This is a genomic window from Staphylococcus borealis, from assembly GCF_001224225.1.
In the GTDB taxonomy this organism is placed as follows: domain Bacteria; phylum Bacillota; class Bacilli; order Staphylococcales; family Staphylococcaceae; genus Staphylococcus; species Staphylococcus borealis.
In genome coordinates, this window is record NZ_CUEE01000004.1 from 147302 (window position 1) to 170799 (window position 23498).

Consider the following 23498-nt stretch of genomic DNA (forward strand, 5'->3'; position numbering starts at 1 on the left):
TAAATTATATTTTTATTAAATTTCCTTTTTCATCAAATCTTAATCCTTCGCCTGTTGATGGACTTCCGAAATGTTCTTGATTGTGGCATGTCTGACATAAGCTTTCTAACAAATCATGGTTCAATGATACATAAGGATTAGTGTAATTCTCTGCGTTTAAATACACTTTATGATGACAAATAGACGCCACATCTCCACATCTTTCACACATATAATTCTGAGATGCCATGTAACTATTCTTGCACTTCTGCCATTTAGCCGATTTATAAAATGCTTGTGGTATGCTTTTAGCCATCGTACTCACTTCCTAATGCATGTAATGCGCCTAATAAGCTATCAATTGTACGCTTTAATCGTTCACTGTCTTGTGTTTGAGGATCAAACCATAACTGAAGTATAAACTTTGCTGTTGTTTGTGCTAATGGCTGCACTGGTTCATCTAACCAATCACGACCAGTGGTAATATATAAGTAGTTAGGTATTGCCTCAACTAATGGAATGATAATATCATCGTTAAAATCTCCATCAACTCTTAAAGCATTACGTGCATCTTCTATTGATAAAATCATAGCGTTCACTCCTTTTCCCCGAGTGGGACCGTGGTCCTTATCGGTGTATTTATTAATAAAGGACACCAGCTAATCACTGATGCCCTTACTGGTTTATAATGTTTATGCTTCAGCTGTTGTAGTAGTTAACTTAACAAACGCTTCACTCATTAATACACGAGTATCTGCCACTGCCATAGCTCTATAATCAATTAAGCCACTGCGGAATGATGATTCACGTGATGACTCAAGCATAATGCCCTGTGGTAAGTTATAACCTACATAATTGAAGTCACCTAAGATAATTGTGCCATCTTCGATATTGTCATCAATGATAACTTGTTTACCAAAGATATAGCCCACATTCTCACGTTGCGCATCTTGGATAAAGATAGGACGTTGATTGTTATCCATCACACCATACACTTGGTTATATAAAGTTGCGTTACTCATTGCGAACTTCGCATTTTGTGCATAGCCACGTGATAACATACCTAATGCTTTTGTGAAGTCTGTATACTTACCTGTTACATCTACACTATTAGTAGCGTCCCACTTGATACCTGTTAGGATACCTTCGCCCTGTCCTTTACCTGTACCATTGATTAATGCGTATTCAATCGCTTCTACAACACAGTTAGTTAATTCTTCAACTAGGTAAGACTCGAACGCTTGAATGCTCATTGTTTTAGCTTTCACTGAGATAGAGAATACTTTTAGGATTTCGTTAGCCTCAAATTGAACTGATGCTGTGATTGGTTTATCTGCTTCTACATAAGCGCCCTCTGTATGCCATTCTGCACGATCCTGTGGCGTACCGATTGGAATACGAATTTTAGTAGGCATATTAAACGTACGAACGTTTGCTAATAAGCCGCCTTGTGTACGTGCTTTCTTAATAACTTCATTTAAAGTTTGCTCTGGAATAACTGCACTTGAATTACTTGATGAAGCAAATTCATCTGCTCGATGTTCGATGTCTTGTTGTTCCATTGCTCTATTAAATGTACGTTGTTCAATATCTGTTAAGTTTTTACCTAACATTGTTTTAAAGAATGCTGAACGGTACTCCTCTGAACCAAAGATATTATTTGTTGGCACTTCGTGTTGTCCTCGTAATTGTGCGCCTGTAATTGGATTATATGAACGTTGTTCCACTGTTTTGTCACTGCCTTTCTCGTTTTCTTGTTCCTTATCTTTAATATTTGCTTTAGCTTGGTTTAAGCCTTCAATCTCAATATTGAGTTTAGTAACATCTGCATTAGGGTCTGTGTCGATTGTCCCTTTAATTTGTGCTGCTCTTGTTTCAATATCTTCTAATGAAGAATTGCGATAATAGTTAAATGCTTCACTTACTGTATTAAACATAATTATCTGATCTCCTTAATGAGTAGTTTATTTAGATTTATTTTTGCTTGATTAATTTCGTATTGTCTTTTCTCTGCTTCCTGCATCTGACTTCTAGCTTCAACAGATGTCTCCGAATAAGCCGGAAAGTTCACCACAGAAAACTCTAATACTTTATCTATTTTGGTAATTGTGCGTGTTCTTGTTTCTACATCGTACCGACTGCCGTCTGATACAGTAAATCCAAAACTAACGCCTGACATATCACCACGTTTAACTGATTCATATACAGAACGTGATTCACTAGTGTTTGCCAACCTAGCTCTGAAATGCATACCTGCATCATCTTGCCACACGTCCATAGTTTTAGGTGATTTAGCTAATGGTAGACGATTCTGGTCGTGTGACACTAAAAGTCTTGTGTCATTGAACTTCACTCCGTCCAGCGCATTACGTTTGATAATTTCGGTATATGAACCTGTCGGCGTATTAATCAGTGCGGGTTTGTCAAAAACGATTGCTGTTCCTTCAAGCACCATCTCATCATCTCTAGTTTCTGCTTGTATATCTGCACTTCTAATTTCCTTCATCTTGTCCGACCTCCTTATCTCCCATCTGATAATTCTTTGCTAGCGTCTTTTCTATATAGTTAAGCGACTGTATTCTTTCGTCTCCATCTTCAACTGCGCTTAAGTTCATTAAGTCACGTGCTTCATTGATTGTAAGTAAGCCTAATGGCAATAACTCCTTAATCATATTTGATTTAGATTGATTGCTCGCATACTGTAATTTAGATGATTCAAAAATAATACGATTACTGAATGCTTGTTCACGTTCAGTAAATATCTTATCCGTAAGTTCTGATGAAAGTTGTATCGCAAAAGGTTCTATTACAGACTCATAAAACGCCTGCCATGTGTTCTCATCATATTTACCTGTCACAATATCCTCATTGATACCTAGATAGTCATATATTTTCTTCTTAACAACTTCCATTTGTGATGTGTCAATCTGCACATCTGACGTTTTTAATGGAATGTATTCAAGCATGGTATCAAGTGGAATAACGCCCCCGTTATTACTCATAGAAAGATAATCATTCATAAACGCATCTTTCTTTTCCTTAAGTTTAGGATCTGCTAATTTTTGATTGTATTTCAATATCCCTCTAATTTGTGCTGAGTTTTTAATTGCTGATTCCATACCTAAGTTTTGCGTGTGAGCCAATTCTAGCGTATTCATAATGGCTGAATTATCATCGCCCAGTAATTCATTAGAATTAAAGTGACGACGTAATATGGCCACCTCAGATAATCTGAAATGAACGATTTCCCCATCTTTGAATAAACACTTTAGAAACATCTCGCCTGCACCATCGACCACATACTCAACGCTTGTTGGTGTCAGTGGGTACAGTCCTGTAAGATTTCCCTTGTTGTCTTTTTGAATAAGGATAAACGCATTATTGAATAAGTAATATTGCGTTGCGATTTTATAAAGAAAATCATAGCCACTCATATATGGATTAGGTCTATTTTGTAATAATCGGTTAATTTTATAGTTATTAAAGTCTTTTGTATCGTTCACATGCTTGCCTGATAACTTCGCAATATGTCGAGCGATTGCATCTACTGCGCTTCGAAATATGTCATTTGAATACGCATCTCCGTTAAACTGCGAAAACGATTGAAAGCTACCTGAAAGCATTTCAAACTGTCTTGCTGTGGTCTGTTCTATCTTATCCAGTCCCAACATCTTATTAATCCACTTCGGCACATCGTCACCTACTTTTCTTTTTATATTGTACACGTTCTATTTTAGTACCTGGTACTAATTATTTACCTAAATTATACCACAAAAGGCTCTATAAAGCCAATTGTGGTAGTTTTATAGTTATCTTTCATCTAGTTCTTTAATGCTTTTTTCACTGACATTAAAATGCCAATTCAACTGAGCTTTATCTTTAACATCGAATCCAGCTTTTAACATTGCACCTTTAAACTGCCCGTTTGTCACATAGCTACTTTCAAAAGTGCCAGATAATACTTTTCTGTATCTTCTTTCAAATACGTGTTTCAATCCATATGATGAATGTCTAGTATTAAAAGTTTTAATTTTATTCATTGAGTAGCAGAATTCTAACAGTGCGTTTTTCTTTACTTCATTTAATTCTTCAAAATGTTCAGGTTTATTAATATCTGTCATTTTTATATCTCCTTTTCTATGAGGTAGCTTTTTTTAATAAAATACTACCAAAAACTACCAACTCGCTACCCGGTTTAAGTCAGTCATATCAACGGTTTCAACTAATTTAGTAGTCGGTAGCTTTATTTTTTTACTCACTGTGATATTTTTTTATTTACTATTACATATATAAAATATTTTCTAATGCTTAAAATTAGCACTACTCACTACTTAAATCGCTCAATCTCTTGGTATGACTATTCTCAAGTAGGTAGTGAAAAAGTAGTTTTAGGTAGTTTTAGTAGTTTTTTACTTATATCTAAAACCAGGTTTCACAAAAGATTTCTCACCATTTGTGAATTTAACGGAACCTTTCCATACAATATTAAAGTTATTTTCAATTATCGTTTTAAAGTCAGATTTATCTATCGGATTTCTGATATAGTTGTTATTACAAAAAGCTCTATAATCGGTGTATATCGTTGTCCATGGTGTGGTTAGAAAATAATCTAAATCTCTAAACTCAAGGTATTCACTTAGAGGATTGTTATTATCTTCGAATATCTCAATACTATTATCAGATCGTTCATTAGGTGTGATATATGAGCCTTTGCGCTCTAACATATCGCTTAATGTATCAATTGCTAGCTTAAGCACGTATTCTTTTGCGCTTTCACTATAAATTTTATTGGTACTTTCAGATACACTCAGACGGTTCTCATCATCTTTAAAACTGTACTCAAACGGTATAATATGCAGCCGCTTATTGATTTGTTCGCCGCTTTCTTTAAATTTAGGATAATGATTACTAGCCACAATAAATGGTGTGTTCATACGCACTGAATGGCTTCCTTTACCTTTTTCTTCTATCTCTAAATAACCACCTGTGACAGTCGTTTTAATATTTCCGGTGTCCATAATTTCAACATTAGGTAAATCATCAACAATATTCGCCATTTTTCCATACATACTTGAACCAGCAAAATTATTATTTGCTAATCTCTGTGGGCTAACTGATGAAATTTGGCCCCCACTATCAAAAGTAGCTTTTATCATGTGTAATATGGTTGATTTTCCGTTGTCTGCCACAGTACCCAAAAGATAAAACATTTTATCTATCAGTAAATTAGAGTATAAAACTTGTGAGAACATTTCATAAATATTCTTTTTAGTAGCCTCATGATTGCAGGATACTTTTTTTATAGTATTATCCACAAATTCATCATAAGCGTTTGGATTATATGCAGTAGGGATTTTGTTTATCACAAAAATTTCAGGTGTAAATGGTCTGAACGCTTTAGTTTTGAAATGAATTAAACCATTTTTAGCCACTACATAATCTTGGCAAATCTCAGTTTCAACTTTACAAGTATCAACGATATAATTTCTTACTTCCTTAACTTGATTGTCTTTTAAAATTTCAAGCTTTCTTATAATTTGTCTCAGTTTACGACCTGTTTTATCAATTTTGTATATACCACTCTCAGGATTGTAAATATAAACATCTCCATCTGAATCAGGGTATCTTACAATATGATATTCTTGAAGAATATACTCAGCCATAACTGTATGAGCAAATTTTGGTTTCTTGTTAGAACCTTCCTCTGGCACTATCCACCAACTATCTTTTTTAATTATGTTGTTAGTAGTTCCACACACTGTGATGTTAAAATGTGGATTCTTATACACTTCATTCTGATTATTTACAGCCTTATCAAGTTCCAACTGTCCCCACGATGTATTTCCACGCTTACTATCCCATTTATCAGTTAAATTATTATAGTTTAAAAATATACGTTCCATTTGCTGCTTATCTTTATTAGTGTAAAATGCTAAGTAATGCAATAAGCTTTGGACTGCTTCACTAGGACTAGCAAAATGCTTTTCAAAGTTGCCTTCCAATAAGTCACTAATCTTGTCTTTTTGTTTAGATTTCAGCATAAGATTTATAATTTCTTCATCTGATAACTCGCTTTTATGATTAGGATCATAAGTTAAAGTAGTTTCAAAATTTTGTTCTTCTTTAAAGAATCGTTCTACTAAATTATTCAATATTTCTTGTTCATAACAAATTTCAGATTGTCCAATTGATTCACCTGTGACTGTCATAAACCTAGCATTATCGTACAATTCTATATCCAAATCAGAACGCTTTTTCTTACGTTGTTCAGGTAATTCTCCTTTAAAAAAACAATGTAATCCAGCACCACTAGGCGACATTTCACAGTAGGTTAGTTCTGTCATTTCTAATGCTAAATCTGAATTGATTTGACCGTTCTCATCAATAGCATTATCTATATCAAGCACGATGTACTTATCATTGTCGCTTAACATAAAGCCTATACCGTCATATCGGTTATTTTCTTCATACAAGTTATGAATTGCATCGAATATCGTCCAAGTATCTTTATTTGTTGAGCTTGCACGATACCCGTTAAAGCTATAAGGCACTTTTTCATATTGTTGTCGCTTTTCATTCCACACAGCGCGCCATAATACCCATTGTGGCAATTCTTTTAATTCTTCGGGTATTTCTAGCGCATTTACTTCAATTATCTTATCTTTTTCTTTAATTGCCATTAAATTCCTCCTAAACACTTCTAAAATCCAGCACGGAATGGTAAAATAAAAATGTGTTAAATAAGCCATTCCATGCTTGTTTTTTAAACTATTCCAAACATTTATGCGTTATCAGTTCCGTCGCCAAACTTCGCTGATGACGCTTTTTCTATTTCACGGATTTTCTTCATAATGTCATCAAAATCTTTCATATACATAAGCATTAAATCAATAACTTGTGTGTTTTTGATCCGTTGCTCGTGGTATTTCCAGCCATGCGTATATATTTCTTTTTTAGTTAACATATGATTAGGTTCATGTGTGAAATACTCATCATCAAACCATACAAAAGATGTTACGACATCATTAATTTTTTCTTGTACTACTTCTAAATCATCAAATAAATTTCTTAATTCCCACTCCATTATTACTTAACTCCTTAACTAATTTTTTGCTTATTATAAATTTCTTTAGCTTCAATTAAACTTTCTAAAGTACGCTTGCAGTAGTCTATTTTCTCCAAATCTTCACGACTGAAGAAACTTAACTGATTTTGACTTTCAAATATAATTTCTTCTTCATTTTTAATAATCCAGTTGATAGCGTGCATGATATTTTGTTTATTCACATCTAATTTAGCAGCCATTTTTTCACTCCTATTTGTAGAGTTTTATTACTTTTTCGTTTTTTAATGAAGGTACAGATATTCCGTAAAAAGTACATACATTTTCAAATCTTTTATACTTTTGTTCCCAAGTTTTAATTTCTTCTTGAAACTGACCATACACACTATCAAAATCACTTCCTAGATCATCTAATATAATCAGTTCGATTGCTTCAGCACCTAAAATGTCACCTTCTTCTCTATACGCTTTAGCTTTTTCATCTAAATAACCTGTTAATTCGGAAAGTCTATCTGCTTCACCTCTTAATTGAGACACTTTCATAGCCGTTACTGCTACATCATCATATGCTTTTAAAATTTCTGTCATCATCTTATTTCACTCCATCAAAATTATTTTCAATTTGTTGCAAAGCCCACTCGATTATTGCTTGCAAGTGTTCTTCGCGATTCACTGCTTCAATCCATTCATTATGGCCTTCTTCAAAACGATGTTCATATTCTGTCGCTTTATCCCCAGCAGTCATACTTAACGTTGTATAAATATTTTGAATAACATCTTTTTGTTCTTGTTTCATTTCCTACACACTCACTTTCTTATCTTTAAGTTCAACAATTCTGTTAATGTCTAGTTCCATACATGCAATTGCGATGTTAGGACTAACCTCAGGAAAATGTTTCTTAAATACATCAGGCGCAATATTTAAAAGTATATTTCCTTCAATATCCTTCAAATTAAACCAACCAATCGCGCTTTTTGTAATTACTACTTGTTGTTTCATTTCTTTATCCTCCTATGAACCTACTTTAATGTTCTTACTAAACAAATCATCAATTGACATTCCATACATTTCACTCAAGATTTTAGCCTCTGGTAATGTGAAATAAGCTTTGCCACTTTCTTTCAACTGATAGCGTTGTGGAGTTATTCCTAATTTCTGAGCTACTTTCTTTTGAGTATCTCCCTTTTCTTTTCTTGCGATGTATAACATCGGATAATTTACACTTGCCATTAAAATTCCTCCTTTTCTAAAGTACACATTTTTGTGTACAACTGTATTTTAAGTTATAAAATCATTAAATGCAAGCTAAAATTCAAAAATTTGTGTACTTGTGAATTAATAAATGTTATTATTTATTCGTGGAGGTGTGACTTTTGAAGGAAAAAACTTTAGGTCAATATTTACGTGATTTAAGAAAAAGCAAGAAGATGACAACTAGGCAAGTAGGAAGCGAAATAGGTTATTCATATAGTTATATAGCTTCATTAGAAACTGAAAAACGAACACCTAGTGACGAAGTGTTAGAAAAATATATTTATTCTTTAGCCTCAAACGGACAAGAATTAAATAAAATCAAATATGAAATAGCCAATTTAACAAATGGAACATATTACAAAAATTATTTAAAACAAGGTAATGAATACTTTGTTAAAGATAACAAAATTAATTCGATGAATATTGAAGAAGATTCGTTAATAAGTGAAAAAATATACGATTTCCCAATAAATGATATTTCTTTCCATCTAAAAGATAAATACAATACGAAATATTTCGAAGGATTTAAATTGGATGATAATGACAGAAATAATATACATACAACTATATGTATTCACATTAAAAGCAAAATTGAAAATGAATTAATGAAAACTTATGATAAAATCATTTTAGAATCAGAGAAATTTGCACATATTAAAAAAATATATTCTAGTGCTAATACAGAACTTAAGAATGCTGAGAATGATAATGAAAAAATCAAATCAGAAGTTAAAGTAGAAGTTTTTGGTAAAGAATTAAATGAGATCAGCGATCAATTAGAATTTTTACAGAACGAAAAAAATAACCTAAAAAAATCTTTGAATAAAATAAAAGACATTATTAGTAACTCACGAAGAGGCGTTTAAATGAATCATAATTTAAACCTATCCCACAATATCCTCAAAGACGCTAAACGTGGTACATATTATTTTAGAATTACCTATTATGATAAAACCAATAAAAGAAAAGAGATAAAACGCTCTGGCTTTAAGCAGCGTAAAGAGGCTGTGAAAATATGCAATGAGATTATGGACGAGTTGGAAGGTATAGGACAAATTAATAAATTGCCTTTTGATAGGTTAGCTCAGGAATATTTAGATTGGTATTCTGCACGTCGAAAAGCTTCAAGTGTTAAATCCTTAAAGACACATTTAAATAATCATCTAATACCTCATTTTAATTCAATTGATGTTTTTAATCTTACGACACAAGATGTTATGAAATTTCAAAACAAGAAATTGAAAGAAGGTCATTCAGGGGAATATCTTAAAAAAATGCATGTGTTTTTAGTGTCCTTACTTAACCACGCTATGAAGTACCATGATTTAAAATCAAATGTTGCCTCATTAGTTGGTAATTTTGAAATTGAATCAAACAAACGCCTTAATTATTGGACGCTAGATCAATTTAACCAATTCTATGAAGTGCTACCTACTATTGAACAAAAATTATTTTTCAAATTACTGTTTTATAGTGGCGCTAGAAAAGGCGAAATACGAGCATTGACGTGGCAAGATATAAACTTTGATGATAATTATATCCACATAAACAAAACGGACTATCACGGCGATGTGACAGTCCCTAAAACAAAAGCAGCCATACGTGATATTTACTTACCCACTCACATGATGGACGACTTAAAAGAATATTTGAATTGGTATCAAAATAATAACATATATAAAAGTGAATATGTGTTATTCGGTACATTTTTCAAAGCATTTAGCGAGTCAAAAATAGATCGTTGGTTTACTAACGCTTATAAGTTACTTCCTACCGACTTCCCTAAAATTGTAATTCATGAAATACGCCATAGCCATGCGTCACTTTTAATTAATCATGGTGCTAGTTTAATGGTTATTGCTCAAAGGTTAGGACATTCTTCAATAGAGGAAGTAAGCACACGGTACGGACATTTGTACCCTAGTACACAGAAAGAAATAGTTAAATATTTGTGAGGTGTTATAAATATGAGTTGGGAAATAATAAATAATACAAAATTTGAACTTGATTTTAATAACTTAGAAAAAGATATAATCATTCTTAACAAAATAAATAATACTCAATTAGTTTACTTGAAATATGATGAGAAAAACAATACCTACATAGTAGATGAAATAGTCAATGGCTTGATCACTGAAATAAATGACAATAAAAAATCTATAACAATATATAAAAATGTGGCGCTCTAAAATAGAGCGTCTTTTTTATGTGCTGTGGCACATCTGTGGCAATACTGTGGCAATACTGTGGCAACAAAAATAAAAAGCCCACAACCACAAGGGTTATAGGCTATATAGTGGAGACGGCGGGATTCGAACCCGCGTCCAGAGGTCCTGATACACACCTTTCTACGTGTGTAGTCTATTGATAAATTTCGCATAATAGTAAGCAACAGACAACCAGTATTATGCTAGTTTGATTGGATTTCATCTAAACAGACTTCAAACGGCAGTGTTTAGCATATCCTACTAGGGTTGAATCGCGTTAACAGCACGTAGGAGATGCTGTTAGGCGATGCAGAGTGCTATTACGCAGCTACTGCGAAATTATTGTTTGATTTGTCAGTTATATTTACTGAAATGTGTTGATGTCGGAGACAACCCTCCGACACGCTTAATGTGCTCGAGGGACCCCTGTCGAATCCAAAAACGCCCCCGAAATAATATTAGATACGTTTAGTATATAACACCCCTTTATGGCATCATGTACAAACGCAGTAACTGATTGAACTGAGAGGCTACTAATCTAAAGTATTTCTCAGTTCTAATCATTCTTGCGAGATTGAGATGATGCATTCGGTTAGAATGTCACCCCAATCACTAACTAACATATCAGTTCATTCACAACATCAGTTATCATACCAAATAGAGACCAATTAAGCAACAAACACGCTTAATAACGGTCCTTAATCGCACGATCTACATCACGTTTCATTGCTTTATCTTTTAAAGCTTGACGCTTATCGTGTATCTTTTTACCACGGGCTACACCTAATAAGACTTTACACTGACCGTGCTTTAAATAAAGTTTCAATGGAATAAGAGAATATCCAATTTCTCTTGTACGTTCTCCAAGTTTAATAATTTCCTTTTTATGGAGTAATAACTTTCTAGAACGTAAAGGGTCATGATTAAAACGGTTCCCTTCTTCATAAGGGGCAATATGCATATTATTAATGAACATTTCGCCACGTTTAACTTGCGCATAGCTATCTTTCAAATTGGCACTACCACGACGAATGGATTTAATCTCTGTCCCTTTTAATGCAATACCCGCTTCAATGGTATCTTCAATATTATAATCATGTCTAGCTTTTCGGTTTTCAGCTAATGTACCGGGTGATTTTGTTTTCTTCTTAGCCATTAATCTCTGTCACCTCTTTGCTGATTATTTTTTCTTGCGTCGTGATTTTTTCTTCACACTTTTATCTTTGTAAAATGGTTTGTGATTCGTTTTACCTTTTTTATCACGATTACGTTGATTCTTACCTTTTCGTTGCTTACGCTTTTTCTTTTTGCCTTTATGATTATCATCTTTTGATTTATCTAGAGATTTGCCACGTGTTTTAGCCTGAATGGTTTTTCCTCTTGATGGACGTTGACTTCGTTCATTTTTCGGTAATGGCATACCAACGATTTGGAAGTCTATCATGCGCTCATCTACATCAACATGTGTGACTTTTACTGTAACTTGATCACCTATGCGGAATACTTTTGCTTGGCGTTCACCAATAAGTGCCATTTGGCGTTCATCAAAGTGGTAATAATCATCTGTCATATTTGAAATATGAACCATACCTTCAATGGTGTTAGGCAATTCAATAAACATACCAAAGTTTGCTACTGAACTTACAATACCTTCAAATTCATCGCCGATATGCTGAATCATATATTCCGCTTTTTTCAATTCATCTGTATCTCGTTCCGCTTCGATAGCTCGACGTTCACGTTGTGACGTATGCTCTGCTAATTCCGGCAATTTATCTTCCCATTTATGCAATTCTTTATTATTCATAGAATGATCGATGAGATATTTTCGAATTAGACGGTGAACCGTTAAGTCAGGGTAACGTCTAATCGGTGATGTGAAATGGGTATAGTATTCTGCTGATAAACCAAAATGTCCTAAGTTCGTATCATCATAATGGGCTTGTTGCATTGAACGTAACATCATTGTTGAGATAACCATTTGTTCTGAACGGCCTTCAACCTCTTCTTGAATCGATTGCAATGTTGAAGGATGGATATCTTCACCCGTACCTTTAATCATAATACCGAAGTTAGTAATAAAGTCGAAGAACTGTCTTAAACGATCTGATTTAGGTTGTTCATGGACACGGTAAATGAATGGTACTTCTAATTTATTGAAATGTTCAGCCACTGTTTCGTTAGCAGCTAACATAAATGATTCGATTAAGCGTTCACCTTCACCACGTTCACGTAAAACTACATCAGTCGGTAGACCTTCGTTATTCACTAATACTTTGGCTTCACTAATATCGAAGTCAATTTCACCACGACGTTTACGCATTTGAATGAGACGATTTGATAAATCTTGTGCTAAATCAAGCATTGGTGTAATTTCTTGATATTGTTTGCGAACGTTTGGGTCCTTTTCAGTAATAATTTGGTTTACTGCATCATATGTCATTCTGTAATTAGAATGAATGACACTATCAAATATGTCATGATTTACTACTTCACCACGTTCATTGATTTCCATGCGACAACTTAATGTTAAACGGTCGACTTCAGGATTCAATGAACAAATACCATTACTTAAGCGGTGTGGAATCATCGGAATAACACGGTCTACTAGATAAACACTTGTTGCTCTATCGTAAGCTTCTTTATCTAACGCTGAGTCTTCTTTAACGTAGTAGCTAACATCTGCAATACTTACAGTTAATTCAGTATGACCGTTTTTTAATTTTTTAACGCTAATTGCATCGTCTAAATCTTTTGCATCAGCACCGTCAATTGTAATCGTTAACTCGTCACGCAAGTCAGTACGTCCTTTGATTTCTTCAGGCTTAATCTCTTCAGGTACTGCCTCAGCCTCTTTCAAGACATTATCAGGAAATTCAATTTCGATTCCGTGTTGATAAATGATTGATAAAATATCTACACCTGGATCATTCTTATGGCCTAAAATAGCTGATACATGACCTTCTGGATTATCCGTACCGTCCGCATATTTCGTAATTTGAACGAGCACTTTATGACCATCCACAGCACCAAGACTTTGGTCTTTCGGAATGAAAATGTCTTGCATTATGCGTTTATCATCTGGAATAACGAATCCGAAATGTTTCGCTTCGCTATACGTACCGACTACTTGGGTTACAGAATGTTTCTCAATTGATTTAACTTCGCCCTCTATTTTACCTTTATATTCACCTTTAGACTTCTGTATCTCGACAATCACTGTGTCGCCATCTAATGCACGATTAATCTTAGTTGGTGGGATAAAAATATCATCCATCTCTTCATCTTCAGGACGTAAGAATGCAAAGCCCTTTTTATTTTGGCTTAATGTCCCCTTAATTAATTTAGAGTTCGTATTTTTATGTGATTGTTTACGCTGATATCTATCCGTTTTTGTTCTTTCAACTAATCCTGCTTGTTCTAGTTCTACTAGCACCTTTATTAAATCTCTAAATGAGTCGGCACTATTAAGACCTAAAGCATCTTGAAAATCAGACACAGACATGGGTTCATAATCAGGTTGTTTTACAATGTCTTCAATGGATTGCTTTAAATTCATCATGCCCCTCCTTTCTACTTTCTTTTAATTTTTAAAATGATTATTCAGACCAATCTAAAGTTTCTAAGAAGTCATAGACGTCTTCGAATACTTGTTCTTTTTCTTTATCGATTGTTATGACATGACCTGAATTTGCATACCATTTAATATGTTTGTCTTCTGAATCGACATTATCGTATATATAATTTGCTGATTGAGGATTAATCATTTCATCATTTTCAGCTTGTACTACTAATATTGGATCAAGTACATCATCAACTTCATTTCTAACGTTATTTAGTGTCTCACTTAACTCTTTTAACGTTTCAGTTGGCTGGAAGTCTTCCATCTCTTTATCAATCGTATCTTGGTCTTTACCTTCATATTTTTTAAAGTTACGCGCATATTCTAAGAAACCTTCATATATTGTACCTTGCGTTTTCCCTTCAGCAGGTGCACACATTGTAATAATACCCTTCACTGGACGGTTCAAGCTTAATTTTAAGGCGTACACGCCACCTAATGACAATCCAGCTACGGCGATATCTTCGTAGCCATGTTCCACTAAATAATCATAGCCATCTAGCACGTCTTTAAACCATACATGCGGACTTGATTTTAAAATTTCTTCTGGTGGCGCAGCGTGCCCTTCATATTGTGGTGCATATGACGTGTAGCCTTTTTTCTGTAGAAATCTGCCTAATTGTCTTACGTCTGATGAATTACCTGTAAATCCATGTAGGAGTAAGACTGCGCGTTTGCCTTCCTCAAAGAAGAACGGTTGTGGTAATTTAATTTGCATTCATAATCCCTCTTCCATCGTTATCTCTAAATTACTAATATATACTGTTTTACTTTTCAAACATCATTTCTCTTATTTACATATATATTTATACTTATTAAATATTCCCTTATTTCTTCGGAAATATGCATTATTTAAACTTGGACTTTATGTCCACGAATTGAATATCTAAGACATCATCCGTCTCTATTCATTATAAATAAAAAAGCCCGACATTAACATCGTCGGACCTTATAAACCAAAGTAACTGATACCAATCATTATTAAAAAGAAAATGACTGCTAAAATAATTGTTAATCTATGCAAAAATAAATCGACGCCACGTTGTTTTTGTTTACCAAATAACTGTTCTGCGCCACCACTAATAGCACCTGAAAGTCCATTACTTTTACCTTCTTGGAGTAATACAACAGTGATTAATGCAATACAATCAATAATTAATAGTACTATGAAAAGTGTATGCATGAAAATTGTCCTCCATTCATTATATACGTTCCGAATTATATCACATACTCGTCTTTATAATCAATGACTATCGATTAAACGTGCTCTTACGTACAATTGAAATGATTAGCATATATAACGCTAATACGGTTGAGCAAATCATAACAATTATAATTGGAATAATAAATAGTACTGATTTCGCTGCTATAATCGCATTTATAACCATGGCTAAGTTTACTAATGTAAATAATACATTGGATACATAAACTGCAAACATAAACCACCATAAGTACTTATGTCGATTCCATAATGCAATAACACCCGCTAAATAAGCTAAGATATACATCATTCCTGTGTATCTGAAACTATTTAAGATGTTAGCGACTGCACTATCACTGACTTTCTGACCTGCCTGTGATAACAACGTCTTAGCCGTTAATGTATCTAATGCAATAAAGTTATGGATGATCAATAAAATACATAATATTAAAGAACTGTAGCCAATTAACTTACCTGCATTTCGTTCCCTCTGACTAGGTTGATTAAGCTGATTCTCCATCTTTACTTCTCCTTCTTTTATATACAAATCTATTATATCAGTTTGAATACGTAAATTAAATCTGTTCCATTCTCAGCAAACACCTTTTTATTTAAAGAATTACAACCTGTTATATACAACTTCGATTTAACATGCGTTCGTTTTGTTTGCCACATGATTAAAAAAGCCTGTCACAGTCTCAACTCTGTGACAGGCAATATACATTTGCGTGAACTCTATTATATTAAATAAATCTCTGTATTAAACTTATTTATCTAAATTGTAGAAAGATTTGATGCCATCGAATTTAGCAGTTTCAAATAATTCATCTTCAATACGTAATAATTGATTGTATTTAGCAATACGGTCAGTTCTTGATAATGAACCAGTTTTAATTTGGCCAGCGTTTGTAGCTACAGCGATATCAGAGATTGTAGTATCTTCTGTTTCACCTGAACGGTGAGAAACTACTGCAGTGTATCCAGCTTTTTGAGCCATTTCGATTGCTTCGAAAGTTTCAGTTAAAGTACCGATTTGGTTAACTTTGATTAAGATTGAGTTACCAATACCTTGTTCAATACCTCTAGAAAGGATTTCAGTGTTTGTTACGAATAAATCGTCACCTACTAATTGAACTTTATCACCGATACGGTCAGTTAATTGTTTCCAACCGTCCCAGTCATTTTCATCCATACCATCTTCGATAGTGATGATTGGGTATTTACCAATTAATTCTTCTAAGTAGTCAACTTGTTCAGCTGCACTACGTTTCGCACCATGTTCACCTTCGAATTTAGTGTAGTCATATACACCGTTTTCGTAGAATTCAGATGATGCACAGTCAAATCCTAAGAATACATCTTCGCCTGGTTTGTAACCTGCTTTTTCGATTGCTTTGATGATTGTTTCTACAGCATCTTCAGTACCTTCAAATTTAGGAGCGAAACCACCTTCGTCACCTACTGCAGTTTCTAAACCACGTTCACTTAAGATTGATTTTAAGTTATGGAAGATTTCAGCACCCCAACGTAATGCTTCTTTAAATGATTCAGCACCTGTTGGTAAAATCATGAATTCTTGGAATGCGATTGGTGCATCTGAGTGAGAACCACCGTTTACGATGTTCATCATTGGCACTGGTAATTGTTTACCATTGAAGCCACCTAAATATTTGTATAAAGGTTGACCTAATAAGTCTGCTGCTGCACGTGCAACTGCGATAGACACGCCTAAAATAGCGTTAGCGCCTAATTTACCTTTGTTAGGTGTACCGTCTAATTGAATCATCATTTTATCGATAGATACTTGATCTAATACTGAAAATTCACCTTCAACGATTTCTGGTGCGATAATTTCGTTAACATTTTCAACTGCTTTAGTAACACCTTTACCACTATAACGTGATTTGTCTCCATCACGTAATTCAACTGCTTCGTGTTCACCAGTAGAAGCACCTGAAGGTACTAATGCACGACCGAAAGCACCGCTTTCAGTTAATACTTCAACTTCAACTGTTGGGTTACCACGTGAGTCTAAGACTTCGCGAGCATAAACATCTGTAATAATTGGCATGTGAAAAATCTCCTTTAATTTAGATTCTAAAGCTATTATAGCTTGATTTAATCTTTAAATAAAATATTTATATCAGTTAAGGACTGAATCCCTAAGTTTTAGTGATTATATTAGGGATTACAATATCCTTATACTTTAAAACGCAACTTCATTTAGTGCTTAATAAGTGATTCACCAGTCATATCTGATGGTTGATCAACATTTAATAAGTCTAATAATGTTGGTGCTAAATCACCTAGACGACCAGTTTCACGTAATGTAACGCCTTCTTTAGTTACAATAACAGGAACTGGGTTTGTCGTATGTGTTGTCATTGGTTGATCATCGTCAGTTAACACTTGATCAGAGTTACCATGGTCAGCAGTAATAATTGCATAACCATTCATATCTAAAATTTTGTCGACAACTTCACCTAAACATTCATCCACTGCTTCGATTGCTTTAATCGTTGGTTCTAACATACCACTATGTCCAACCATATCAGGGTTAGCAAAGTTTAAAATGATTAAATCTAAATCACCTTTGTCTAACTCTTCTAATAATGCATCTTTAACTTCATATGCACTCATTTCAGGTTTTAGGTCGTAAGTTGCAACTTTTGGTGAATCAATCAGACGACGACGTTCACCTTCAAATTCTTCATTACGTCCACCACTCATAAAGTATGTTACGTGTGGATATTTTTCTGTTTCAGCAATACGTAATTGTTTCAAGTTGTTATTTTGAGCAACTTCACCAATTGTATTCGTTAAATCAACTTTTTCGAAGACAATTTCAGCATCTACATTGTCATTGTATTTAGTAAATGTTGCATAGTATAAGTCATTAACTTGTTCTACTTTGAAACCATCAAAGGCTTTGTTAGTAAATACTTCTGATAATTGTGCTGCTCTGTCAGGGCGGAAGTTGAAGAAGATAACCGCATCTCCATCGTTCACGCCATCATTTTGACCTTCAACAATAAATGGTTCAACAAACTCATCCGTTAAGTCATTAGCGTAGTTAGCTTCAACACCTTCTTTAGCTGATGCATAAGAAGGACCTTCAAAGTTACGAATCGCATTATATGCTTTTTGTTCACGGTCCCAACGTTTGTCACGGTCCATTGCATAATAACGACCAGAAATAGATGCGAATTGACCTACACCTAATGCTTTAAATTTAGCTTCTGTGTCTTCAATGTATTTAAGCGCTGATTTTTGATCTACGTCACGACCATCTAAGAATGCATGTACATAAACTTTATCTAAACCTTTTTGTTTAGCTAATTCTAATAATGCAAATAGATGTTGGTAGTGACTGTGTACACCACCATCAGATAATAATCCAAAGACATGTAATGCAGAATTGTGGTCTTTAACATGTTGTGCAGCATTATTTAATACATCATTTTCAAAGAAATCACCATCAGCGATTGATTTATTGATACGTGTCAAACTTTGATAAACGATACGTCCTGCACCAATGTTCATATGACCAACTTCTGAGTTACCCATTTGACCTTCAGGAAGGCCTACGTCTAAACCACTCGCTTCAATTTGAGTAGTAGGATATTTACTGTAATAACGATCAAAATTAGGTTTGTTCGCTTGTTTCACAGCATTACCATGTTCACTCTCACGATTAGCGAAACCATCTAAAATGATTAGAGCTGTTGGTTGTTTAGCCATAATTATTTTGCACCTTCTAACAATTGTACGAAATCTTCAACTTTTAATGATGCGCCACCTACTAATGCACCATCAATGTCAGATTGAGCCATATATTCTTTAACGTTGTTAGGTTTAACACTACCACCGTATTGAATACGTATTGCATCAGCAACGTCTTGGCTTGCTACTTTAGCTACTGTTTTACGAACGTGTGCACACATTTCGTTTGCATCTGCAGAAGTAGCTGATTTACCAGTACCGATTGCCCAAATTGGTTCGTATGCGATAACAACTTGTTTAAGTTGTTCTTCTGATAAACCTTCTAGTGCTTTTTCAACTTGGTTACTAACGATTTCATTAGCTTTACCATTTTCGCGTTCTTCATCTGTTTCACCAACACAAATGATTGGTGTCATACCATGATTAAATACAGCATGTGCTTTTTTATTCACATCTTCATCTGTTTCATGGAATAATTCACGACGCTCTGAATGTCCGATAACTACGTATTTAACACCTAAGTCAGCTAATGCTACTGGAGATGTTTCTCCTGTGAATGCACCATTATCTTCAAAATAAGTGTTTTGAGCACCAATTTTTAATCCTTTTGCTTTGCCATCATTTACTAATGAAATTAGTGCATCTAATTGGATTGTTGGTGCACAAATTACTGATTCAACTTCTTTTTCATCAGGTAATGTTGGTAAGTTATTAACGAAGTCTTTAGCTTCTTTAACTGTTTTGTTCATTTTCCAGTTACCAGCTATGATTGGTTTTCTCATTGATTACACTCCTATATATTTAAATTGTAATTTTAGCGTTAAATATCTTTTAAAGACGTAACGTCTCATGCTTTATGCATTTTCCCTAGAAAATGTTTAGAAAAACGTAGACATTTTCATAAGTCGATTATTTGTTATTAATCGCTTTAATGCCTGGTAATTCAATACCTTCTAAATATTCTAATGATGCACCGCCACCAGTAGAAATATGTGTGAAGTCATCTTCGAAACCTAAAGAAATTGCAGCTGCTGCTGAGTCACCACCACCGATAATAGTAGTAGCGTCTTTTAAGTTAGCAATGGCTTTACATACACCGATTGTACCTTGAGCAAAATTACTGAATTCAAATACACCCATAGGTCCGTTCCAAACGACTGTGTGTGCACCCTCTAATTCTTTAGAGAATAGCTCAACAGTTTTAGGTCCAACGTCCATTGCTTCTTGATCTGAAGGGATGTTGTCTATTGATACTTCAGTGATTTCAGCATCATTAGAGAATTCTTTTGCCACTTTTGCATCTACTGGTAAAACGATTTGATCGCCGTTACTTTCAAGTAATGCTTTAGCAAAGTCGATTTTATCTTCCTCTAATAATGATAAACCGATTTCTTTACCTTGCGCTTTTAAGAAAGTATACGCCATTCCGCCACCGATAAGAATTTTATCAGCAATATTTACTAAGTTTTTGATGACGCCGATTTTGTCAGATACTTTAGCGCCACCTAAGATAGCAACTACTGGTTTGTGTGGGTCGTTGACAACACCACCGATAAATTTAATTTCTTTTTCCATTAAGTAACCAGCTGCAGTTTCTAAATGTGTAGAAATACCGACATTAGATGCGTGTTCACGGTGTGCTGTACCGAAAGCATCATTGACAAATACATCACCTAATGAAGCCCAATATTTACCTAATTCAGGATCGTTTTTAGATTCTTTTTTACCGTCTAAATCTTCAAAGCGTGTATTTTCAACTAATAATACATCGCCTTCTTTTAAGTTTTTGATAGCAGTTTCTAATTTTTCACCACGAGTTTCAGGTACGAAAGTGACTTCTTTACCTAACTTTTCTGATAAAGCATCAGCAACAGGTTTTAAAGTTAAACCTTCTTTATCACTTTCTTGTTTAACTTTTCCTAAGTGAGAAAATAGAACTAATTTACCACCTTGTTCGATGATATATTTAATTGTTGGTAAAGCCTGAACAATACGGTTATCATTTGTGATTTTACCGTCTTTTAAAGGTACATTGAAATCAGCACGTTCAAGAACAACTTTCCCTTTTAATTCTAAATCAGAAACAATTTTTTTTGCCATTATAATTTCCTCCTCTAAATAGGAATTACTAATATAAAAATAAGCGGAGAAGCGTTAGTGCTCCCCGCTTACTCATAAGCTAACTTATTTCAATAATTTGTACAAGTGTACTTTGAATCGTACATCTATACTGAGCACAAGTTTATTTAACTATGCTTCTAAATTATTTAGATAATTCTGCTAAATATTCTAAAGTACGAACTAATTGAGCAGTGTAAGACATTTCATTGTCGTACCAAGCTGCAACTTTAACTAATTGACGGTCACCAACAGACATTACACGAGTTTGAGTAGCATCGAATAATGAACCGTAAGTCATACCAACTACGTCTGAAGAAACGATTTCGTCTTCAGTGTAACCGAATGATTCGTTTGAAGCGTTTTTCATTGCTTTGTTAACGTCTTCAACAGTAACGTCTTTTTCTAATACAACTGTTACTTCAGTTAATGAACCTGTAGCAACTGGTACACGTTGAGCACCGCCGTCTAATTTACCATCGATTTCAGGAATAACTTTACCGATAGCTTTTGCAGCACCTGTTGAGTTTGGTACGATGTTTTGAGCTGCTGCACGCGCACGACGTTTGTCGCCTTTTTTATGTGGACCGTCTTGAGTCATTTGGTCACCAGTGTATGCGTGAATAGTTGTCATTAAACCTTCAACTAAACCAAATTCGTCACTTAACACTTTAGCAACTGGTGCTAATGAGTTAGTAGTACATGATGCACCTGAAACAACTGTTTCTGAACCATCTAAGTCATTGTGGTTAGTGTTGAATACGATTGTTTTAACATCACCTTTAGCTGGTGCAGAGATTAATACTTTTTTAGCACCTGCATTGATGTGTGCTTCTGCTTTTTCTTTATCTGTATAGAAACCAGTACATTCTAATACTACGTCGATATCTAAATCGCCCCAAGGTAATTTGCTTGCATCTGGTTCTTCGTATGATTTAACTTCTTTACCATTTACGCGGAAACCACCATCAATAACTTCAACTTCTCCTGTGAAACGACCTTGCATAGTGTCATATTTTAATAAATGAGCTAACATTTCGTCGTCTGTTAAGTCGTTTACTGCAACTACTTCAATACCTTCTACGTCTTGAATTCTTCTAAATGCTAAACGACCAATTCTACCAAAACCATTAATTGCTACTTTTACTGCCATTATAATGGCCTCCTTTAAAATGATATTTAAAAAGCTATTAACTTTTTATTACTTATTTAATATTACTTTTGCTGCTGCTTCATCAGTAATTAATACTGTATTCTTAGGGGCAATACTTAAGTAAGCTTTAATTGCTTCTCCTTTAGATTGACCTCCGGCAACAGCGAATATAAAATCTTTGGTTTCTAAATCTTCAAGTTGTAGTCCTATCGTCTTTACTTTATAGACTACGTTGCCTTGAGCATCAAAATAGTAACCGAAAGCTTCTGCAACGGCTTGGTGATGTTGAAGGCTTTCAATCACTTCATCTGACGATTGTCTACGACGCGCCATCTTCAGCGCATCACCAATACCGTGGATTGTTATATTTGCTTGTTTGATTTTATCTAATGTATGAACCACAGAGGGTTCCATTAGAAGTGTATTATACGTTGATTCACTTACATTATCTGGTACGTAAAGCGTTGTATAATACCCACCTGTTTGTTGCGCCATGCTCGCTGAAATCGTGTTAGCTTGGTAGATAACATTTTCGCCAAGGCCACCACGTGCTGGAACAAAAAATACATTAAATGGTAAAAGATGCATCGCACGGCTAACATTTGCCATTGTCGAACCACCTGTTACTGAAACAATCGCATCTTCATATAGGATGCTTTCAAGTAATTGACCAGCTTGTCTTCCCATTTCTGATTTTACGTTCTCGTGAGCATCTGCATCACCAGGTATAACATGAACTTCTTTAATACCGAAAGTGGTCTTAATTTGTTCAGCTAATTGATTATCATCAGTATAAATATTGAAATATTCGTTAAGCTGATTTAAAACAGATCTACCTTCTTCAGTGATTTCCATTCCAGTTGATTTAACTTGGATTAAATCTTGCTTCTTCAACATATCTGTTTCAGACCTTAAGACACGCTCAGTAATATCCATATGTTCACTTAAACTTCTTCTACCTACTGGTTGATTATTTGAGATAGTAGTTAAGATAGAAAAGCGTCGATACATTTTATCCACGAGATCAGGTATCAACTTCTGTTGAATTTTAATCAAGTCTTTCACTACTACCTTCCTCCTTTATGTCTAAAAGGTAACCAATAGTATAAAAACGGTTTGACTATTTATGTCCCGCCTGGGACAAAATCTAACCTCTTTACACTTGCAATAGTACTAT

The 23498-nt window shown here is 34.3% G+C and carries 27 protein-coding genes and 1 other RNA gene; 3 read left to right on the plus strand and 25 right to left on the minus strand.

All coding sequences use genetic code 11. The annotated features are described in order from the left end of the window. Positions 1 to 4: 4 nt before the first annotated feature. From AK212_RS06410 to AK212_RS06470, 13 genes are all read right to left on the minus strand, one after another. Positions 5 to 295, minus strand: a complete 291-nt coding sequence (locus AK212_RS06410) for a hypothetical protein (RefSeq protein ID WP_053029885.1) — start codon at positions 293 to 295, stop codon at positions 5 to 7. Beyond that, complete coding sequence (locus tag AK212_RS06415; RefSeq protein WP_037558410.1) at positions 288 to 569, minus strand: head-tail connector protein; 282 nt, start codon at positions 567 to 569, stop codon at positions 288 to 290. The genes AK212_RS06410 and AK212_RS06415 overlap by 8 nt, the downstream gene beginning before the upstream one ends. Before the next feature lie 102 nt (positions 570 to 671). Beyond that, positions 672 to 1916: a phage major capsid protein gene (locus tag AK212_RS06420; protein WP_080365531.1), complete on the minus strand. Its 1245-nt coding sequence runs from the start codon at positions 1914 to 1916 to the stop codon at positions 672 to 674. Between the two features lie 2 nt (positions 1917 to 1918). Then, positions 1919 to 2485 carry an HK97 family phage prohead protease gene (locus AK212_RS06425; protein WP_053029887.1) on the minus strand — a complete coding sequence of 189 codons (567 nt, stop codon included), beginning with the start codon at positions 2483 to 2485 and terminating at the stop codon, positions 1919 to 1921. Beyond that, positions 2472 to 3671 (minus strand): phage portal protein, encoded by a 1200-nt coding sequence (locus AK212_RS06430; RefSeq protein WP_244881417.1) that lies wholly within the window; start codon positions 3669 to 3671, stop codon positions 2472 to 2474. The genes AK212_RS06425 and AK212_RS06430 overlap by 14 nt, the downstream gene beginning before the upstream one ends. A 117-nt stretch (positions 3672 to 3788) precedes the next feature. After that, on the minus strand, positions 3789 to 4100 hold the full coding sequence (locus AK212_RS06435) for a hypothetical protein (protein ID WP_053029889.1): 312 nt from the start codon (positions 4098 to 4100) through the stop codon (positions 3789 to 3791). A gap of 288 nt (positions 4101 to 4388) precedes the next feature. After that, on the minus strand, positions 4389 to 6659 hold the full coding sequence (locus AK212_RS06440; RefSeq protein ID WP_053029890.1) for a phage/plasmid primase, P4 family: 2271 nt from the start codon (positions 6657 to 6659) through the stop codon (positions 4389 to 4391). A gap of 101 nt (positions 6660 to 6760) precedes the next feature. Further along, positions 6761 to 7063 carry a type II toxin-antitoxin system toxin TscT gene (gene tscT / locus AK212_RS06445; RefSeq protein WP_053029891.1) on the minus strand — a complete coding sequence of 101 codons (303 nt, stop codon included), beginning with the start codon at positions 7061 to 7063 and terminating at the stop codon, positions 6761 to 6763. A gap of 14 nt (positions 7064 to 7077) precedes the next feature. Then, positions 7078 to 7284, minus strand: coding sequence for a hypothetical protein (locus AK212_RS06450; RefSeq protein ID WP_053029892.1), 207 nt, complete (start codon positions 7282 to 7284; stop codon positions 7078 to 7080). A gap of 10 nt (positions 7285 to 7294) precedes the next feature. Then, positions 7295 to 7633, minus strand: coding sequence for a hypothetical protein (locus AK212_RS06455; protein WP_053029893.1), 339 nt, complete (start codon positions 7631 to 7633; stop codon positions 7295 to 7297). A 1-nt stretch (position 7634) separates the two neighbouring features. Then, positions 7635 to 7838, minus strand: coding sequence for a type II toxin-antitoxin system antitoxin TscA (gene tscA / locus AK212_RS06460; protein WP_053029894.1), 204 nt, complete (start codon positions 7836 to 7838; stop codon positions 7635 to 7637). Between the two features lie 3 nt (positions 7839 to 7841). Further along, positions 7842 to 8042, minus strand: coding sequence for a hypothetical protein (locus AK212_RS06465; protein ID WP_053029895.1), 201 nt, complete (start codon positions 8040 to 8042; stop codon positions 7842 to 7844). A 12-nt stretch (positions 8043 to 8054) separates the two neighbouring features. Next, positions 8055 to 8273: a helix-turn-helix transcriptional regulator gene (locus AK212_RS06470; RefSeq protein WP_053029896.1), complete on the minus strand. Its 219-nt coding sequence runs from the start codon at positions 8271 to 8273 to the stop codon at positions 8055 to 8057. 143 nt (positions 8274 to 8416) lie between these two features. Here AK212_RS06470 and AK212_RS06475 point away from each other — a divergent pair, with 143 nt between their 5' ends. Genes AK212_RS06475 through AK212_RS06485 form a run of 3 tightly spaced genes read left to right on the plus strand, consistent with a single transcriptional unit; the run spans position 8417 to position 10486 of the window. Further along, the gene (locus AK212_RS06475; protein WP_053029897.1) at positions 8417 to 9163 is read left to right on the plus strand and encodes a helix-turn-helix domain-containing protein; all 747 of its coding nucleotides are present in this window, start codon (positions 8417 to 8419) and stop codon (positions 9161 to 9163) included. Then, entirely contained in the window at positions 9164 to 10252 is a 1089-nt protein-coding gene (locus tag AK212_RS06480; RefSeq protein ID WP_053029898.1) for a site-specific integrase, read from the plus strand. A 12-nt stretch (positions 10253 to 10264) separates the two neighbouring features. Continuing rightward, a complete protein-coding gene (locus AK212_RS06485) occupies positions 10265 to 10486 on the plus strand; it encodes a hypothetical protein (RefSeq protein WP_037558392.1) in 222 nt (73 codons plus the stop codon). 105 nt (positions 10487 to 10591) lie between these two features. Here the strand turns inward: AK212_RS06485 and ssrA are convergent. The 12 genes from ssrA to AK212_RS06540 all read right to left on the minus strand — a co-directional run bounded on the left by ssrA (position 10592) and on the right by AK212_RS06540 (position 23386). Continuing rightward, positions 10592 to 10953: a transfer-messenger RNA gene (gene ssrA / locus AK212_RS13015) on the minus strand. 236 nt (positions 10954 to 11189) lie between these two features. Beyond that, on the minus strand, positions 11190 to 11660 hold the full coding sequence (gene smpB, locus AK212_RS06490) for an SsrA-binding protein SmpB (protein ID WP_011276368.1): 471 nt from the start codon (positions 11658 to 11660) through the stop codon (positions 11190 to 11192). 24 nt (positions 11661 to 11684) lie between these two features. Further along, positions 11685 to 14063 (minus strand): ribonuclease R, encoded by a 2379-nt coding sequence (gene rnr, locus AK212_RS06495; protein WP_053029899.1) that lies wholly within the window; start codon positions 14061 to 14063, stop codon positions 11685 to 11687. Positions 14064 to 14103: 40 nt separating this feature from the next. Further along, positions 14104 to 14844 carry an alpha/beta hydrolase gene (locus AK212_RS06500; RefSeq protein ID WP_053029900.1) on the minus strand — a complete coding sequence of 247 codons (741 nt, stop codon included), beginning with the start codon at positions 14842 to 14844 and terminating at the stop codon, positions 14104 to 14106. A 231-nt stretch (positions 14845 to 15075) separates the two neighbouring features. Further along, complete coding sequence (secG, locus tag AK212_RS06505; protein WP_011276371.1) at positions 15076 to 15309, minus strand: preprotein translocase subunit SecG; 234 nt, start codon at positions 15307 to 15309, stop codon at positions 15076 to 15078. A gap of 67 nt (positions 15310 to 15376) precedes the next feature. Next, positions 15377 to 15847, minus strand: coding sequence for a hypothetical protein (locus tag AK212_RS06510; protein WP_053029901.1), 471 nt, complete (start codon positions 15845 to 15847; stop codon positions 15377 to 15379). Positions 15848 to 16093: 246 nt separating this feature from the next. Next, a complete protein-coding gene (gene eno / locus AK212_RS06515) occupies positions 16094 to 17398 on the minus strand; it encodes a surface-displayed alpha-enolase (RefSeq protein ID WP_011276373.1) in 1305 nt (434 codons plus the stop codon). 152 nt (positions 17399 to 17550) lie between these two features. After that, a complete protein-coding gene (gene gpmI, locus AK212_RS06520; RefSeq protein ID WP_053029902.1) occupies positions 17551 to 19068 on the minus strand; it encodes a 2,3-bisphosphoglycerate-independent phosphoglycerate mutase in 1518 nt (505 codons plus the stop codon). Between the two features lie 2 nt (positions 19069 to 19070). Further along, positions 19071 to 19832: a triose-phosphate isomerase gene (tpiA, locus tag AK212_RS06525; protein WP_053029903.1), complete on the minus strand. Its 762-nt coding sequence runs from the start codon at positions 19830 to 19832 to the stop codon at positions 19071 to 19073. A 127-nt stretch (positions 19833 to 19959) separates the two neighbouring features. Beyond that, entirely contained in the window at positions 19960 to 21150 is a 1191-nt protein-coding gene (locus AK212_RS06530; protein WP_053029904.1) for a phosphoglycerate kinase, read from the minus strand. A 163-nt stretch (positions 21151 to 21313) separates the two neighbouring features. Further along, positions 21314 to 22321, minus strand: coding sequence for a type I glyceraldehyde-3-phosphate dehydrogenase (gap, locus tag AK212_RS06535; RefSeq protein ID WP_011276377.1), 1008 nt, complete (start codon positions 22319 to 22321; stop codon positions 21314 to 21316). Between the two features lie 48 nt (positions 22322 to 22369). Beyond that, positions 22370 to 23386, minus strand: coding sequence for a sugar-binding transcriptional regulator (locus tag AK212_RS06540; RefSeq protein ID WP_053029905.1), 1017 nt, complete (start codon positions 23384 to 23386; stop codon positions 22370 to 22372). Between the last annotated feature and the right edge of the window lie 112 nt (positions 23387 to 23498).